The following is a 15,009-nucleotide window of genomic DNA, read 5'->3' as shown; positions in this document are numbered from 1 at the left end:
CACACAGGGGGTGGGAGTGGCAGATTCCCTCCGCCACCGCCAAAAAGCCCCTCACCTGCTCACGCAGGTGAGGGGCTTTTTTTATGTCTGGTGTGAACGTGGGCCTCGCTGCTCTCCACATCAGCGAGGCCCACGTGCCGCCCGACTCGGGCTAGGGGCCGGGGCGGCAGGCAGCGACGGTAGGCGACCCGCCGTCGGGCCCGCCACGATACTCAGCAAACTCTCAGAAAAGCCCTGCGACGTGTGGCAGACGGCGTCCCGGCTACCGCTCGGCTTCGTCCACGGCGGACGCGATCATCCCGGTCAGCTCGGCGCCGACGCGGTCGAGAGCCCGCACGCTGCGCTGCGCCCTTGCCACGAGCAGCGCGCCCTCGATGGCGGTGACGGCGGTGGTCGCCAGGGAGTCGGCGCGGGCGGCAGGCACGCCGCGCAGGGTGAGTGCCGCAGCGATGGCGTCCTCGCAGGCGGTGAACGCCTCGCCGGCGATCTCCCGCGCGGCCGCGAAGTCCCCGCTCTCCAGTGCGCCCGCGGCCACCGGGCAGCCCGACTGGAAGTCCGAGTCCAGCAGCTGCCGACGGAAGACGCCGATGAGCCGCGCCAGGGTCTCGGACGGCCCGCCCCGCGCGAGGCTCGACTCGATCAGCGTCTCCATCAGCGCGCCCGCCGTGCGGGTGGCCTCCTCGGCCAGCTGGGTCTTACCGCCGGGGAAGTGGTGGTAGATCGACCCGCGCGGGGCCTCCGCGCGCTCGATGACGTCGGCGAAGGAGGTGGCGTCGATGCCCCGCTCGCGGAAGAGGGCGATGGCGCTCGTGAGCATCCGGTCGCGGGCGGTTGGGCGTTGTGTCACGTGCTCGTTCTCCCTTGCTGCCTATGTCGGTCAGCATAGTTCGGTACTGTCGGCCCCCGAGACGTATCGCACGGCACGGCCGCGGGCCCTCGAACGAAAGCGAGCGACCATGCACTGGTTCGACCTCGACCCGATCGACGACTCCTACTTCGAGACCGCGGATTTCGTCTACACCTACGGCATGGATCTGCGCGCGGGCGCGGACGAGGTGTGGCGGGGCCTGACGGGCCTCGAGCCGCTGTCGTGGTGCCGGCTGCTCGGCGTGCACTACACCTCGGCGGCCCCGCACAGCGCGGCGACGACCAGGACCGCCAAGGTGGCGGGCGGCTTCATGCAGCTGCGCGAGCAGTTCTTCGTCTGGGACGAGGAGCAGCGGCGGCACGCGTTCTACGTGAAACAGGCCAACGTCCCGCTGTTCCGGTCCTTCGCCGAGGACTATCGGGTCGAGCCGACGCCGACCGGTTGCCGCTTCGTCTGGACCTTCGCCTTCACGCCGCGCCCCGGCTTCGGGATCCCGGTCCGGCTCGCGCTGCCGGTGAACAAGGCGCTCTTCGCGAGCTTCGTCCGGGACACCCGCAAGCGATTCGGTTCGGTGAACTGAGACCCTGCGGAGCGCGCGGGCGGTCAGTAGTGTCCCCGACATGAGCAGACGCTGGTGGGTACTCGGCGGGATCGCGCTCGTCGCGGTGCTCGCGCTCGTCGCGGGGCCGTGGGTGTACGGCACCTGGATCGCCGAGGACGACGCGCCCGCCGCCTCGGTGTCCACCTCTGGGGCACAGCCCGCGACCGGGGAGGTGAACGGGCGGTGGGTCGTCGACGCAGGCCTCCCGCCGAACGAGACCGCCGCCGGCTACACGGTGCACGAGATCCTCAACGGCGCCAGCGTCACCGTGGTCGGTTCCACCGGGGAGGTGAGCGGCTCGGCGACGGTCGAGGCCGAGAAGCTGACGGCGGGCGAGATCACCGTGCAGGTCGCCTCCATCGCCACCGACGACCCCCGCCGCGACGGGCAGTTCGACACCCGCGCGATGTCGACCGGGGAATTTCCCACCGCCACCTTCACTGTCGACGGCCCGGCGGATCTGTCCGGCCTGCCGCGCGACGGCACCACAGGAACCGTCACCGCGACAGGAGCCCTGACCATCAAGGGGGTGGCTCGGCCCGTGACCGTCGATGTCGAGGTGCTCCGTTCGGGCGATTCGCTGGTCGCCTCGGGCAGCATCCCGGTCACGTGGACCGATTTCGGTGTGCAGCCCCCGTCCCTCGGGTTCGTCACGGTCGACGGGTCCGGGACCGTCGACTTCCTGGTCAGCCTGCGGAGGGCCTGAGCGAGCGGGACTCGAGGCCAACCGCGACGGCCAGCGCCGCGAGCGCGCCCACGTCCACCGCCCGCACCCGAGACGACTGCGGGTTCGTCGGTCCCACCGCCGCGGTCAGCGCGACGTAGCTGCCCATGCTCGTCGCGGCGGCGGCGGCGGTGGGGACCCGGAACGACGGTACGAATGTGCCCGCCAGCAGTCCGCCGCCGACGATCGCCAGCAGTGCGGCGCGGTGGCGCAGCAGCAGTTCCATATCGGCGTCGGCCACCCGCACGCCGTAGAGGGACTCGACTCGCGACGCCGACAGCGCCGCGGCGCCGGGCGCCAGGTTGACCAGTCCGACCCCGACCAACAGTGCCCGTGCGATCCGATCGGCCCACATGGTTGCCCCTTCCGTGGTGGTTGTTGTGTCAGCATGGCGGTTGTGGACCGGCTGCCGCTTCCAGAAACGTGCGCTGCACCCCCGGCGCCCGCGCTGTGGGTCGGGTACGGGCACGCCGTCTATCTCGGACCCTCGCTGCGGCTGGATCCGCACTCGACGGCGGTCTACTGCCTGGCGATCGGCGTGGACGCGCCCCTGATCCTGCGGGTGGACGGGAGCGCCGACGTGGTGCTCCGATCGGTGCTCGTGCCGCCGCGGGCGGCGCACCAGATCGTCGCGACGGGGGAGCGAATGTTGTTCTGCTACTTCGATCCCGGCTCGGCGCGGGCGGGCGGGTGCCTCGAGCGGATGGCGGCGGCAGAGAGCGGGTTCGGGAGCGGGCACCGGGCCGAAGCGGAGCTGGTCGGGCTCTGTGGCGCCCCAGCCCTCGACGCCCTAGGCATCCTGGACGCGGCGTCCGGCCCGGTTCCCGGTCCGGTGGACGAGCGGATCGACGGCGTGATCCGGTCGATCCGGGCGCAGCCGGGGGCGCCGGTCTCCGCGGCGGAGTTCGCCAGGGACACGCACCTGTCGACGCCCTACTTCCTCCGGCTGTTCGCCGCCGAGACCGGCACCAGCTTCCGGCGCTACCGGCTGTGGGCCCGGATGCTGCACGTCGCGTCGGCGGTGTCGAAGGGCTCGGATCTGACCCGCGCCGCCGTCGACGCCGGCTTCGCGACCCCCTCGCATTTCAGCGACGCGTTCCGTCGGATGTTCGGTCTGACCGCGACCGCTCTGCTGACCGGTGGGGTCGAGATCGTGGTCGACGGATCGTGAGCGTTAGGGCGTTAGGGCGTTAGGGCGTCAGGTCGCGCGCCTCCAAGGCGGCAGCACTGTCACCCATGCTCGCCTTGCCTGTGCTGGAGGACCAGGACCGCGATCTGTACGCGCGAGGAGAGCCCCAATTTGGCCAGGATGTGTTCCACGTGGCCGTTCACCGTGCGCGTCGAGATGTCCAGTCGGTCGGCAATGTCCCTGTTGGTCAGGCCTTCGGCGATCAGATCGGCGACCTCACTTTCGCGTTCGGTCAGACCGGCCAGGTGTCGAGCGGCGGGGGCCTCCTCGGTTGATTGCTCTCTCAAGGCAAAGGCGATCGCGCCGCCGAAGTCCAACGCGCCGCCCTCGCGGTAGGCCGCCTCGTATTTCGGCAGGCCGAGCGCCCCACTGACATTCCGCGTGAACTCGTCCGGATGGACATGGAGGTCGGGGAAGCGCACGGTGACGGTGCCTGCGGCACGGCCGAGCGCGTCAGAGGCTCCCATCAGCACGGCGGCCCGCCGCGGTTCGTGCTGCTCGCTGGCTATCCAGGCCAGCGTCTGCAGACAGGTCACCGCCGAGCCAGGGTCCTCTCCCGCCCGCATCAACCGGAGCGCCTCTTCGAGACATTTCACGGCGCGATCGTTGTCACCCTGCCCCCGCACAGCGGTTGCGATCGACAACAGCGCATACGACCGGTACACCGTCCCGCCGTGCGCCTCATTGGCGGCAAGAACCTGCTCGTGGCAAGCGACTGCCTCTGCGACCTGGCCGCGTGCCTGGCGGGCCAAACCGAGTACCAACAGCGCCTCGACGAGCCGTCTGAAGTCCCCGCGTGCCCGGGAGATTTCGATGGCTTCTTCCAGTGGTGCCAGGTCTCGATCGATCTCACCGCGGTGGAGCGCGATGAATGTCTCGATGATCACGGCGTCGACGTGCAGGATCGGGTCTTCTCGCAGCGCATCGAGGGCGCGGCCTTCCTCGAGCCGAGCGGTCGCGGCTTCCAGGTCCCCCTGGGTTGCGGCGAGGATGGAGGCGTTGTACAGCGCATCGGCCCGGTAGACGGAGGGCTCATCGGATGTCCGTGCCAGAGCCCGGTCGAGCCACAGTCGCCCCTCGCTGAGGAGCCCACGGGAGAGCCAGAACTTGCCCATGGCCGCGGCGATCCGAAGCGCGCTCTCGCCGGATTCGGACAGGCTGAACTCGAGAGCTTCTCGCAGATTCGGCAGTTCCCGGGCGAGGCGTGCAGTCCACTCGAGCTGGTCCGGACCGCTCCACGCGGCGTCTGCCTCCAGCGCCAAATGCAGGTACCAGTCCAGGTGTCGCCGGCGCAGGGCCAACCGCTGGCCGGCGTCGTCGAGCTTCTCGCGGCCGAAGTCCCGCACGGTTTCCAGCAATCGGAAGCGAACCCCACCGCCCGATTGCTCACGGATCAGGATCGACTTGTCCACCAGAGAGGCCACGGTATAGACCAGATCCTGCTCAGCCCCGCCTTCGGCGCACACGGCCTCTGCCGTTTCGAGGTCGAGACTGCCTGCGAACACCGACAGCCGAGCCCACAATTGCTGTTCGGCGGGCGTGCACAGGTCGTAACTCCAGTCGATGCACCATTGCAGGGTCTGCTGCCTGGTCGGAGCATTCCTGCGGCCGCGGGTCAGCAGGGTGTATCGGTCGGTGAGCCGCTGGAGGATCTGCTCGGGTGAGAGCACTTTCAGTCGAGCCACCGCCAGCTCGATCGCCAACGGTAGCCCCTCCAGCCGGGCGCAGACCTGTGCGATGGCGTCGACGTTGCCGCCGGTGAGTTCGAAATCCGGGAGCACGAACGAGGCCCGTTCGGCGAACAGTGACACGGCATCGAAATGAGCCGAGTTCCGAAGCGAGAGTGGGCGATCCGCTGGTGGCGTCGTCAGGGGGGCAACCCGAACCACGGATTCACCGCCGACGGTGAGCGGTTCCCTGCTGGTGGCGAGGATGTGGAGATTCGGACAGGTGGTCAACAGCTTCTTGGCGAGCTCGGCCACGGCTTCGATCAGCTGCTCGCAGTTGTCCAGGATGAGCAGTCCCTTGCTCGGGTACAGGAGCTCGACAAGCACCTCGAGTAGGGGGCGGGCTGAGCGATTGTTCACCCCGACGCCGGCGGCGACCAGCTCGACCACCAACGTCGGATCGCGCAGCTCGCCGAGTTCGACCAGCCACACCCCATCGGGATAGGCCCTCCGCTCCGCCTCGGCCGCACTGAGGGCGAGCCGGGTCTTGCCGACCCCCCCGATGCCGGTCAACGTCACCAGGCGAGAGGCCGACATGGCTCTGCGTACCTCGGACAGTTCGGCTTTACGGCCGACGAAGCTGGTCAGCTCCATCGACAGAGTTCCCACGCTCACAGGAGGCCCGTTCCGGCAGAGTTCACATCAACGACCATTCAGCAAGTATCGGCCACGGGTCAAGAGAATGCCGTTGCGTGCCAGCACCACTTTGTCGTGACGCGCAAACTCGGCAGCGTGTTCGACGACTGAACTCCTACTTCACGTTCGGGAAGAACGGGTCGACGGGAAAGCAGGGCACCGGCGTCTGGTGATCGGGGTCGAGGGCGTTGAGCACGAACCGCCAGGCCCTCTCGCTGTAGAGCGACGAGAGGTGTTCGGACCTGTCCGCCGCGCAGCCGTCCTGCAGCAGGATGTTCGTGACGTTCGCGCCCGTGAGGAACTGCTCGGTGTACGGGGTCACGATCTCGTCGTACCTGGTCACGATCGTCGTGTACCGGACACCGGGCCGGGTGTCGCCGTTGCCGTAGGTCTGCCGCATCAGGTCGGAGTCGGTCGCCTGCTGGGTCAGGGCCGGGGTGAGCCCGGTGAGCATGTCGTAGAAGGCGCGGCCCACCGGCGGGACGAGGCTGCGGACATAGACACCCCCGCTGAGCGTGGTGCCGTGGGCGCTCGGCGAGATACCGATCTGCTTGTCCACCTTCTGATCGCCGCCGAGGGCGTTGAGGTAGTAGTGCGAGAGCACGCCGCCGCCCTGGGAGTGGCCGACGAGGTCGACCTTCGACGCGCCGGTGGCCGCGAGCACCCGATCGACGGTGCCGGACAACACCCGGGCCGATTCGCGGATGTCCCCGAGCGCCTGGACGGGGAGCTCTGACACCCAGACGGGGTTGCCGAAGTTGAACGTGTAGACGCAGTACCCGTTGTTGCGCAGGTAGGGCGCACCGGCCTGCCACGCGGACGCCTGCGTCGCGAAGGTCGGGTTCACCAGGACCACCGGGTTCGGGTGTGCGGCGGACGGTCGGCAGGCCGGGTCGTTCGCGCCCGGCGGAGTCGCCTCGGGGAAGGGCAGTGCGTGCAGCCCGGCGCCGAGGTCGAAGGGGACCGGGAGCGGCCCGCTCGCCGGTTCGGCCGCCGCGGTGCCGGTTCCTGCGGTGACGGCGGCCAGCAGGCCGATCAGCGCGAGGCCCGCCCGCAGGCCTCGATCTCGGATTGCCATCGGTTCCCCCTGTCGTCACACTTTCTTACTTTTGAGTAAGTTAACACGTGAAGTGTGACGCAAGCCATCCCCGCTACCTGGCGGTCATGGCGTCCATCCCGGCGGTCCGAATACGTACCCGAACCGCTCCCGCCACGACCCGGCGGCACGCACGTCGCGGCCGATGGCGGCGTACTCGTGCCCCTGCAGCGTGAGGATGTTGTAGGTGCGCACCGGGGTGGTCAGCCCGTAGGTGGGGCGGTGCGTCTCGGGAGTGAAGGTGCCGAACATGCGGTCCCAGATGATCAGGATTCCTGCGTAGTTCTTGTCGAGGTACTCGGGGTCGCAGCCGTGATGCACCCGGTGGTGCGACGGTGTGTTGAACACCAGCTCGAACGGCCGGGGCAGCCGGTCCACCCGCTCGGTGTGAACGAAGAACTGGTACACCAGGTTGATCGAGAACCCGACGAACACCATCCACGGCGGTATCCCGATGAGCGGCAACGGAATCCACATCAGGATCTCGCCGCTGTTGTTCCACTTCTGTCGCAGCGCGGTGGCGAAGTTGAAGTACTCGCTGGAATGGTGCGCCTGGTGGGTGGCCCACACGATCCGGGTGCGGTGGGCGATCCGGTGGTACCAGTAGAACAACAGGTCGACGCCGACGATCAGGATCGCCCAGGTGTACCAGGCGTCCACCGGCAGATGCCACGGCGCCAGATACGCGTAGATCGCCGCGTAGCCGACCAGGGCGATGGCCTTCCATGCCGCGCTGGTCAGCACGGACACCGCGCCCATCGAGATGCTGGTCCGCGCGTCCACGGCGTCGTAGCCGCCGCGCGGGGGATGAGCCCGCCCGTCCGCGCCGAATTCGGGCGCGGCCAGGTACCGGGCCGCCGTCCATTCCAGGGCCAGGAACAGGACGAAGAAGGGAATGGCGAACGCGACCGGGTCGCGCAACGGCCTCGGCAGCGAGTTCCACAATTCCGGCAGGGATTCCCACATGTAGAGCAGTGTGACCGGCGACACGGCGCCCTGTCACCGGATGTTCACCCCCCGTGATGCGGGCGCCGACATTTGCATCCACAATGACCGGGTGAAACGCACTGTGACCGCCCTCGCACTCGGGGCCACTCTCCTTCTTGCCGGCTGCAGCTCCGAGGACACCTCGTCCGCGGCCGAGGCCTCCGCCGCTCCCACCACCACCTGCCCCGGCGACGCCAGCGCCGACGATCCCACCGCGACCGTGATCGCGAAGTCCGCGGCATTGCCCTCCGGCGTCACCGTCGACGGTGCCGTCACCAAGCTGAACAGCGGACAGACCCCGTCGACCGTGGATCTCACGGTCCGGGTCTGCGCGAGCGACCTCGACGGCGACGCGCTCAAGGACACGGCCTCCGCGATCGCCGTGATCGCCAAGCCGTCGTTGCTGGGATCCATGATCGGCGTGCTGACCGTCACGGAGGTCGGGGGAGACTCCGTCCACACGACCAATTTCCAGGCCGAGAACTGGGATCCGGCGCAGCCGGCCGACAGCCACCGGGCGGCCTGGACCAGCTAGCCACTACGACAACGAGCAGGGCCCGCCCTTTCCGTGTGTGACGGAAAGGGCGGGCCCTGTGTGGTTCCGGCTCGGCGGGGTCAGACCCGTGCGGGCTCCAGGTCCTCCTCGGGACGGCCGTGTTCGGTGACGGCGTCACCGTGGCCCGGCCACCAGGCCTTGTGGCCGAGCAGCGCGGTGATCGAGGGCACCAGGAACATCGACATCACGAACGACGAGAGCAGGATGCCAAGGGCGACAGCGAATCCCATCTCGGTCATGAAGGCGATCCCGGACAGCAGCATCGACCCGAAGGTGCCCGCCAGGATGATGCCGGCGGCGCCCACCGACGGCCCGCCGTGTGCGATGGCCAATCGGGCTGCCTCCCTTGGACTTCGGCCCTCGCGTGCCTCCTCGCGGAGTCGCGCGATCATCAGGATGTTGTAGTCCGTCCCGATCGCCACCACGAACAGATACAGCATGATCGGCAGCGAGAACGAGATGCCGGGCCGATCGCCGACCACGGTGAACAGGAACGCGGTCGCGCCCATGGTGGAGAAGAACACCAGCACCACTGACGCCATCAGGTAGAGCGGTGCCACCAGCGAACGCAGCAGCAGCGCCAGGATCAGCGCGATCAGCACGCCCGCGACCGGGAAGATCACCGACAGGTCGCGGTTGTTCGCGTCGCGGATGTCCGTGAACGCTGCGGTCGGCCCGCCGACCAGCACCTCGGTGCCCTCCGGCGCGGCGGTGTGCGCGGCCTCGCGCAGCGGGTCGATCGCGTCGAGCGCCTCGTTGGACTGCGGGCTGTAGTTCAGCAGCAGGTTGATCTGGGCGGTGCTGCCGTCCTTGGAGATCAGCGCGAAACCGCCGTCCGGCCCCGCGGGCATGGCGCCGCCGATGCCGGGTGCGGATGCCAGTTCGTGGGCGACCCGCTCCACCTCGGCCTTGTCCAGCGCAGCGCCGTTCGTGGAGTGCAGGTACACCAGCGTCGGGTTGAGCGCGCCTGCGGGGAACCCGGACTGCAGGTCCTTGATGCCGCGCGCCGACTCGGTGGTGGACGGCAGCTGGCCGAGCTGGTCGTAGTCCGTCTTGAAGCCGAACATGCCGAGCGCCATCACGACCAGCAGCCCGCCGGAGACGAGTGCGACCACGCCGGGACGACGGCCGGTGAACGCGCCGAGCTTGGCGAAAACGGTGCCCTTGGGCTCCTTCTGCCAGGACTTCGACGGCCAGAACACCTTGGTGCCGATCAGCGCCACGATCGCGGGGATCAGCGTCAGCGAGGCGAGCGCCATGATGCCGACGCCGATGGCCAGGCCGGGGCCGAGGCTGCGGAATGCGCCGAAGATCGCGAGCAGCAGCGCGCAGAACGCCACGATGATGGCGCCGGCCGCGGAGGCGATGACCTCGCCGACCCGCTCGACCGCATTGATCAGCGCGGTGGTCTTCTCCTCGCCCGCACGCAGCCGTTCACGGAAGCGGAACAGCAGGAACAGGATGTAGTCGGTGCCGACGCCGAACAGCACGACGGTCAGGATGATCTGCAGCGACTGGTCGACCTGCAGGCCGGTGCCCTTCGCGACCAGGGCGATGATGCCGGGCGCGATGGACGAGACGATGCCGACCGAGACGATCGGCAGCAGGGCCGCGACGGGACTGCGGTAGATGACCAGCAGCAGCCCGATGATCAGCAGGACCGTGACGATGCCGATGATCGCCTCGGCGTTCTTGAACGCCTCCTCGTTGTCGACCATGAGGGCGGCGTCACCGGTGACCGACATCCGCAGGCCACTGTCCGCGAGGGTCTCCCCACCGACCTTGCGGATCTCCTTGACCGCCTCACCGACCGGCTTCTCGTCGGGCAGGCCCTGGAGCCCGACGCTGACCAGCTGGACTTCCTTGTTCTCGGCGAGCGCCTGCGGTCCGGTCTCGGCGCCGACGACCCGATCGATCCCGGTCGCGTTGATCGCGCCTGCCAGGCTCTCGATCTTGGCCTGGTCCTCCGCCGAGAGCTGCTGCCCGTCCTCGCGCTTGATGACGATGGTCGCCGTGGCGTCCTCGGATTTCCCGAACTGCTCCTCGGCGAGGTGCTGCGCCTGAATGGACTCGTAGGTATCCGGCAGGAATCCGGACTGCTCCTTGTTGAGCACGTCGGTCAGCGTTGGCGCGAGCGCCACGACCGCGACGGCGGCGATGATCCACGCCGCAATGATCTTCCATGGATTGTGTACAACGAATCGAGCAAGTTTCCCGAACATGTGCCCCTCCACACCGCGTTCTGCAAGTTTGCCTACCGTGCGGTAGGTAGACTACGCACCCACGTGGGCGACGGACAACTGGAATGATTCGTCGCCGCGCTGTGTGGGGCCTTATGGTGCCGGTGTGTTCGGACCGGACCGAAGGAAGAGAGGTGGTCGACGATGGGCGCGCGAGATACCAGGTCGGCCATCAGGGAGGCCGCTCTCCGGCAGTTCATCGCCAAGGGTGTCGAGCAGACCAGTCTGAGGGAGATCGCCGACGAGGTCGGCATCACCAAGGCCTCGCTCTACTACCACTACTCCTCCAAGGCCGACCTGCTCCTGGCCATCGTGACCCCGATCCTGTTCGTCATGCGCGACGTCGCCGACGCGCTCGATCAGGCGCCGCACACCGAGGACGGCATCCGGGAGGTGTTGCGCCGCTACCTGATCGGGCTGCTCAATCACCGTGCGGAGGGGTCGCTGTTCGTCCGGGACGCCTCCGCGATGAGCGCCACCCTCGGCCCGATCCTGCCCGAGCTGATCGAGATCAACCGGCGGATCAACATCTGGTTGGCCGGCCCGGACGCCCCAGCGGAGTCCACGATCCGCGCGGTCGCGGCGCTGGAGGTGCTCAACACGGCGCTGTCGGCGAACCTGGCGGTGCCGGACGCCGACGACGAGGAGCTCGGGCGGGTGCTGCTCGACGCGGCGATGGGCGTGCTGCGACTGTAGGTCCGGTCGACCGCAGATGCCCCTGCCCGCCGTCGGTCACACCGAGATCAGCGCCCGCTCATCCGCCAGCAGACCCCGGCGCGCCAGGATCGGCCGCACCCCCTCGCCGAACCAGTACGCCTCCTCCAGGTGCGGGTACCCGGACAGCACGAACTCGTCCAGACCGAGCGAGTGGTACTCCTCGATCCGGTCCGCGACCTCCTCGTGGCTGCCGACCAGCGCGGTGCCTGCCCCGCCGCGGACCAGCCCGACGCCCGCCCACAGGTTCGGGGAGATCTCCAGGGACGCGGTGCTGCCGCCGTGCAGGGCCGCCATCCGCCGCTGCCCCTCCGACTCGGACCGCGCGAACCGGGCGCTGGCCTCGGCGACCGCGGTCGGGTCGAGGCCGGCGAGCATCGTCTCGGCGACCGCCCACGCCTGACTCGAGGTGTCGCGGGTGATCACGTGCAGCCTGATGCCGAACCGGATGGTGCGCCCGGCCCGTTCGGCGTGCTCGCGGACCGCGGCGATCTTCGCGGCCACCTGTGCGGGCGGCTCGCCCCAGGTGAGGTACACGTCGGCGTGGGCAGCCGCCACCGGGAGGGCCGCCGCGGAGGATCCGCCGAAGTAGATGGGCGGCACCGGGTTCGGCGGCGCCGAGGTGGTCGCGCCGACCAACTTGTAGTGCTCACCGTCGAAGTCGAACGGGGCCTCGCCCCACGTCCCGCGCAACGCCTGCAGGAACTCGGCGGTGCGGGCGTAGCGCTGGTCCTTGGTCAGCCAGTCGCCGTAACTGCGCTGCTCCTGCGAGTCGCCGCCGGTCACCACGTTGAGTAGCAGTCGCCCGCCGGACAGGCGCTGGTAGCTGGCGGCCATCTGCGCGGCCAGTGTCGGCGAGATGACGCCCGGCCGGAACGCGACCAGGAACTTGAGCCGCTGGGTCAGCGGGATCAGGGCGGCCGTGGTCAGCCAGGCGTCCTCGCAGTGCGTCCCGGTTGGGGTGAGCACCCCGGTGAACCCGGCCTGCTCGGCGGCGCGGGCGACCTGGGTCAGGTAGTCGAGGGTCGGGGCCCGGTTCCCGGCGGTCCGGGGATCGGCGGTGGACGAGTTCGAGTTGTCCACGATGCCGCGGCCGTCGCCGGCGGTGGGCAGGAACCAGTGCAGGTCGATGCTCATGAAGGGTGCTCCGAGATGTCAGTGCGGCGGCATGCGCGCGCCGGTCGACGAGCCGTTGGGGCCCGGTCGCGGGGAGGGGGGAGCGGGGTGGACCGCTACTGACAGAGCGCGGCGGCAACGCGCAGGAGGTCGACGTGGCGTCGCACCGTGAGCGCAGAGTTGCCGGACATGCGGTTCAGGCTGGCAGTGGCGAGCTGGGCCTGTCAACTGCGCTTGCCCGGTTTCATACCGCGATGGTAGGAATCAACCGCCGGATGGACCGGTCAGGCGAGGGGGCAGCCGTGCACATCACCGCGAAGGTGGACTACGCCGTGCGCACGCTGGTCGAACTGGCCGCGGCGGGGGAGGCCCCCGTGAAGGCGGAGTACCTCGCGAACGCGCAGACGATCCCGCACAAGTTCCTCGAGGCGGTCCTCGGCGACCTGCGGCGGGCGGGCATGGTGCACAGCAGGAGGGGCCCGGACGGCGGGTACTGGCTGGCCCGGCCGGCCGCCGAGATCACCGTCGCCGACGTGATCCGAGCCGTGGAGGGCCCGCTGGCCTCGGTGCGCGGCCAGCGCCCCGAGGAGGTGCACTATGACGGGCCGGCCGCCCCGCTGCTCGACGTGTGGATCGCGGTGCGGGTGAACCTGCGGGCCGTCCTGGAGGGCGTCACCGTCGCGGACATCGCCTGCGGTCGGCTGCCCGGATTCGTCGAGCGGCTCACGGCCGACCCGGAGGCGTGGCGGAGGCGCTGAGCTGCGGGTTCGCCCGGTGTATCCCGCCGATCGCGGCGGCCGATTGGTAGCCTCGAAGCCTATGTTGTACTCACTGCTGCGCACCTACCTGCGTCCATACGGGGGTGACCTGGCGGGTGTCGTTGCGCTCCAGTTGATCTCGACCCTGACCACGCTGTATCTGCCGAGCCTCAACGCCGAGATCATCGACAACGGCGTCGCCAAGGGCGATACCGGGGTGGTGCTCTCCACCGGCGGCACGATGCTGCTCATCACATGCCTGCAGGTCGCGTGCAGCATCGGCGCCGTGTACTTCGGCGCCCGCGCCGCGATGGGCATGGGCCGTGACCTGCGCGGCGCGGTCGTGCACCAGGTCGGCCGGTTCTCCGCGCGCGAGGTCGGCTACTTCGGGGCGCCCTCGCTGATCACCCGCAGCACGAACGACGTCCAGCAGGTCCAGATGGTGGTGGTGATCAGCTGCACCATCCTGGTGGCGGCACCGATCATGGGCATCGGCGGCATCGTCATGTCGATCCGTCAGTCGCAGGGTCTGGCCTGGGTGCTCGCCGTCGCGGTCCCGCTGCTGGGCCTGGCGATGTACCTGGTGATCTCCAAGATGGTGCCGCAGTTTCGGCTGATGCAATCGCGGATCGACGCCATCAACCGGGTCCTGCGCGAGCAGATCACCGGTATCCGGGTGGTCAGGGCGTTCGTCCGTGAATCGCACGAGGTGCGGCGTTTCGGTGCGGCCAACGAGGACCTCGCAGGCACCGCGTTGCGGGTCGGCAAGCTGATGGCCCTGATGCTCCCGATGGTGATGCTGATCGCGAACATCACCAGCGTCGCGGTGCTCTGGCTCGGCGGCCACCTCATCAACGAGGGCACCATGCAGATCGGCTCGCTCACCGCGGTGCTCTCCTACATCATGCAGATCCTGATGGCGGTGATGATGGTGACCGTCATCGCCGTGATCCTGCCGCGCGCCTCGGTGTGCGCCGAGCGGCTCACCGAGGTCCTCGACACCGAGCCCTCGGTGCAGGCCTCGCCGAAGCCGCTCACGAGCTGGCGCGAGCGCGGCATCGTCGAGATGCGCGGGGCGACCTTCGCCTTCCCCGGCGCCGAGGCGCCGGTGCTGCGGAACGTCAGCTTCCTGGCCGAACCCGGCATGACCACCGCCATCATCGGCGGCACCGGATCCGGCAAGTCCACCCTGCTCAACCTGATCCCGCGGCTGATCGACGTCACCGGCGGCGAGGTCCGCGTCGGGGCCGCCGATGTGCGGGTCATTGACCCGGACCGGCTGCGCGCCTCGATCGGCCTGGTGCCGCAGAAGCCGTACCTGTTCTCCGGGACGGTGGCCAGCAACCTGCGGTACGGCAGGCCGGACGCGACGGACGCCCAGCTGTGGCGATGTCTGGAGATCGCGCAGGCGGCCGACTTCGTCCGGGCCATGCCGGGGGGCCTCGAGTCCCCGATCGCGCAGGGCGGCGCCACCGTCTCCGGCGGTCAGCGGCAGCGGCTGGCGATCGCAAGGGCCCTGGTCAGGGAACCGGAGATCTACCTGTTCGACGACTCGTTCTCCGCGCTGGACCTGAGCACCGACGCACGGCTGCGGGCGGCGTTGGCGCCGGTCACCCGCGACGCCTGCGTGATCATCGTCGCGCAGCGGGTCTCGACGATCATCGAGGCCGACCAGATCATCGTGCTCGAGGACGGCGCCGTCGTCGGGATCGGCACCCACGCCGAGCTCGTGGACCGCTGTCAGACCTACGCGGAGATCGTCGAGTCCCAGCTCGCCGCGCAGGCGGCGTCGTGAGC

At 69.2% G+C, this 15,009-nt stretch carries 15 protein-coding genes; 7 read left to right on the top strand and 8 right to left on the bottom strand.

Annotated elements, in window-relative coordinates:
• Positions 1-262: 262 nt before the first annotated feature.
• Positions 263-847, bottom strand: a complete 585-nt coding sequence (locus BR31_RS0115195) for a TetR/AcrR family transcriptional regulator (protein WP_027501703.1) — start codon at positions 845-847, stop codon at positions 263-265.
• A gap of 109 nt (positions 848-956) precedes the next feature.
• Between BR31_RS0115195 and BR31_RS0115190 the strand changes: the two genes are divergently transcribed.
• A complete protein-coding gene (locus tag BR31_RS0115190) occupies positions 957-1,448 on the top strand; it encodes an SRPBCC family protein (RefSeq protein WP_027501702.1) in 492 nt (163 codons plus the stop codon).
• A 40-nt stretch (positions 1,449-1,488) separates the two neighbouring features.
• Positions 1,489-2,175 carry a YceI family protein gene (locus BR31_RS0115185; RefSeq protein WP_027501701.1) on the top strand — a complete coding sequence of 229 codons (687 nt, stop codon included), beginning with the start codon at positions 1,489-1,491 and terminating at the stop codon, positions 2,173-2,175.
• Here BR31_RS0115185 and BR31_RS0115180 read toward each other — a convergent pair.
• Positions 2,156-2,548, bottom strand: a complete 393-nt coding sequence (locus tag BR31_RS0115180) for a hypothetical protein (RefSeq protein WP_027501700.1) — start codon at positions 2,546-2,548, stop codon at positions 2,156-2,158. The two genes, BR31_RS0115185 and BR31_RS0115180, sit on opposite strands and share 20 nt — an antisense overlap.
• A gap of 33 nt (positions 2,549-2,581) precedes the next feature.
• Between BR31_RS0115180 and BR31_RS0115175 the strand changes: the two genes are divergently transcribed.
• Complete coding sequence (locus BR31_RS0115175; protein ID WP_027501699.1) at positions 2,582-3,364, top strand: AraC family transcriptional regulator; 783 nt, start codon at positions 2,582-2,584, stop codon at positions 3,362-3,364.
• 59 nt (positions 3,365-3,423) lie between these two features.
• Here the strand turns inward: BR31_RS0115175 and BR31_RS28840 are convergent, their stop codons facing one another.
• The 3 genes from BR31_RS28840 to BR31_RS28835 all read right to left on the bottom strand — a co-directional run bounded on the left by BR31_RS28840 (position 3,424) and on the right by BR31_RS28835 (position 7,807).
• Positions 3,424-5,703 (bottom strand): ATP-binding protein, encoded by a 2,280-nt coding sequence (locus BR31_RS28840; RefSeq protein ID WP_081830501.1) that lies wholly within the window; start codon positions 5,701-5,703, stop codon positions 3,424-3,426.
• Positions 5,704-5,860: 157 nt separating this feature from the next.
• Entirely contained in the window at positions 5,861-6,823 is a 963-nt protein-coding gene (locus BR31_RS0115165; protein WP_027501698.1) for an esterase/lipase family protein, read from the bottom strand.
• A gap of 84 nt (positions 6,824-6,907) precedes the next feature.
• Positions 6,908-7,807: a sterol desaturase family protein gene (locus BR31_RS28835; RefSeq protein WP_037176819.1), complete on the bottom strand. Its 900-nt coding sequence runs from the start codon at positions 7,805-7,807 to the stop codon at positions 6,908-6,910.
• Between the two features lie 91 nt (positions 7,808-7,898).
• Between BR31_RS28835 and BR31_RS0115155 the strand changes: the two genes are divergently transcribed.
• Entirely contained in the window at positions 7,899-8,363 is a 465-nt protein-coding gene (locus BR31_RS0115155) for a hypothetical protein (RefSeq protein ID WP_156042500.1), read from the top strand.
• 80 nt (positions 8,364-8,443) lie between these two features.
• Here BR31_RS0115155 and BR31_RS0115150 read toward each other — a convergent pair whose 3' ends face one another.
• A complete protein-coding gene (locus tag BR31_RS0115150) occupies positions 8,444-10,606 on the bottom strand; it encodes an MMPL family transporter (RefSeq protein WP_027501696.1) in 2,163 nt (720 codons plus the stop codon).
• 162 nt (positions 10,607-10,768) lie between these two features.
• On the opposite strand from BR31_RS0115150, the gene BR31_RS0115145 reads away from it, so the two are divergent.
• The gene (locus BR31_RS0115145) at positions 10,769-11,320 is read left to right on the top strand and encodes a TetR/AcrR family transcriptional regulator (RefSeq protein ID WP_027501695.1); all 552 of its coding nucleotides are present in this window, start codon (positions 10,769-10,771) and stop codon (positions 11,318-11,320) included.
• A gap of 36 nt (positions 11,321-11,356) precedes the next feature.
• Here BR31_RS0115145 and BR31_RS0115140 read toward each other — a convergent pair whose 3' ends face one another.
• Both BR31_RS0115140 and BR31_RS32600 read right to left on the bottom strand, forming a co-directional pair.
• Positions 11,357-12,475, bottom strand: coding sequence for an LLM class flavin-dependent oxidoreductase (locus BR31_RS0115140; protein ID WP_027501694.1), 1,119 nt, complete (start codon positions 12,473-12,475; stop codon positions 11,357-11,359).
• A 95-nt stretch (positions 12,476-12,570) separates the two neighbouring features.
• Positions 12,571-12,645 (bottom strand): putative leader peptide, encoded by a 75-nt coding sequence (locus tag BR31_RS32600; protein ID WP_369693554.1) that lies wholly within the window; start codon positions 12,643-12,645, stop codon positions 12,571-12,573.
• A 111-nt stretch (positions 12,646-12,756) separates the two neighbouring features.
• Between BR31_RS32600 and BR31_RS0115135 the strand changes: the two genes are divergently transcribed.
• A complete protein-coding gene (locus tag BR31_RS0115135; protein ID WP_027501693.1) occupies positions 12,757-13,212 on the top strand; it encodes an RrF2 family transcriptional regulator in 456 nt (151 codons plus the stop codon).
• A 61-nt stretch (positions 13,213-13,273) separates the two neighbouring features.
• Entirely contained in the window at positions 13,274-15,007 is a 1,734-nt protein-coding gene (locus BR31_RS0115130; protein ID WP_027501692.1) for an ABC transporter ATP-binding protein, read from the top strand.
• The last annotated feature ends 2 nt before the right edge of the window (positions 15,008-15,009 follow it).

The sequence above is a fragment of the Rhodococcus sp. UNC363MFTsu5.1 genome (genome assembly GCF_000686785.1).
Classification (GTDB): domain Bacteria; phylum Actinomycetota; class Actinomycetes; order Mycobacteriales; family Mycobacteriaceae; genus Rhodococcus_G; species Rhodococcus_G maanshanensis.
This window is presented reverse-complemented; position numbering and strand designations above follow the sequence as displayed.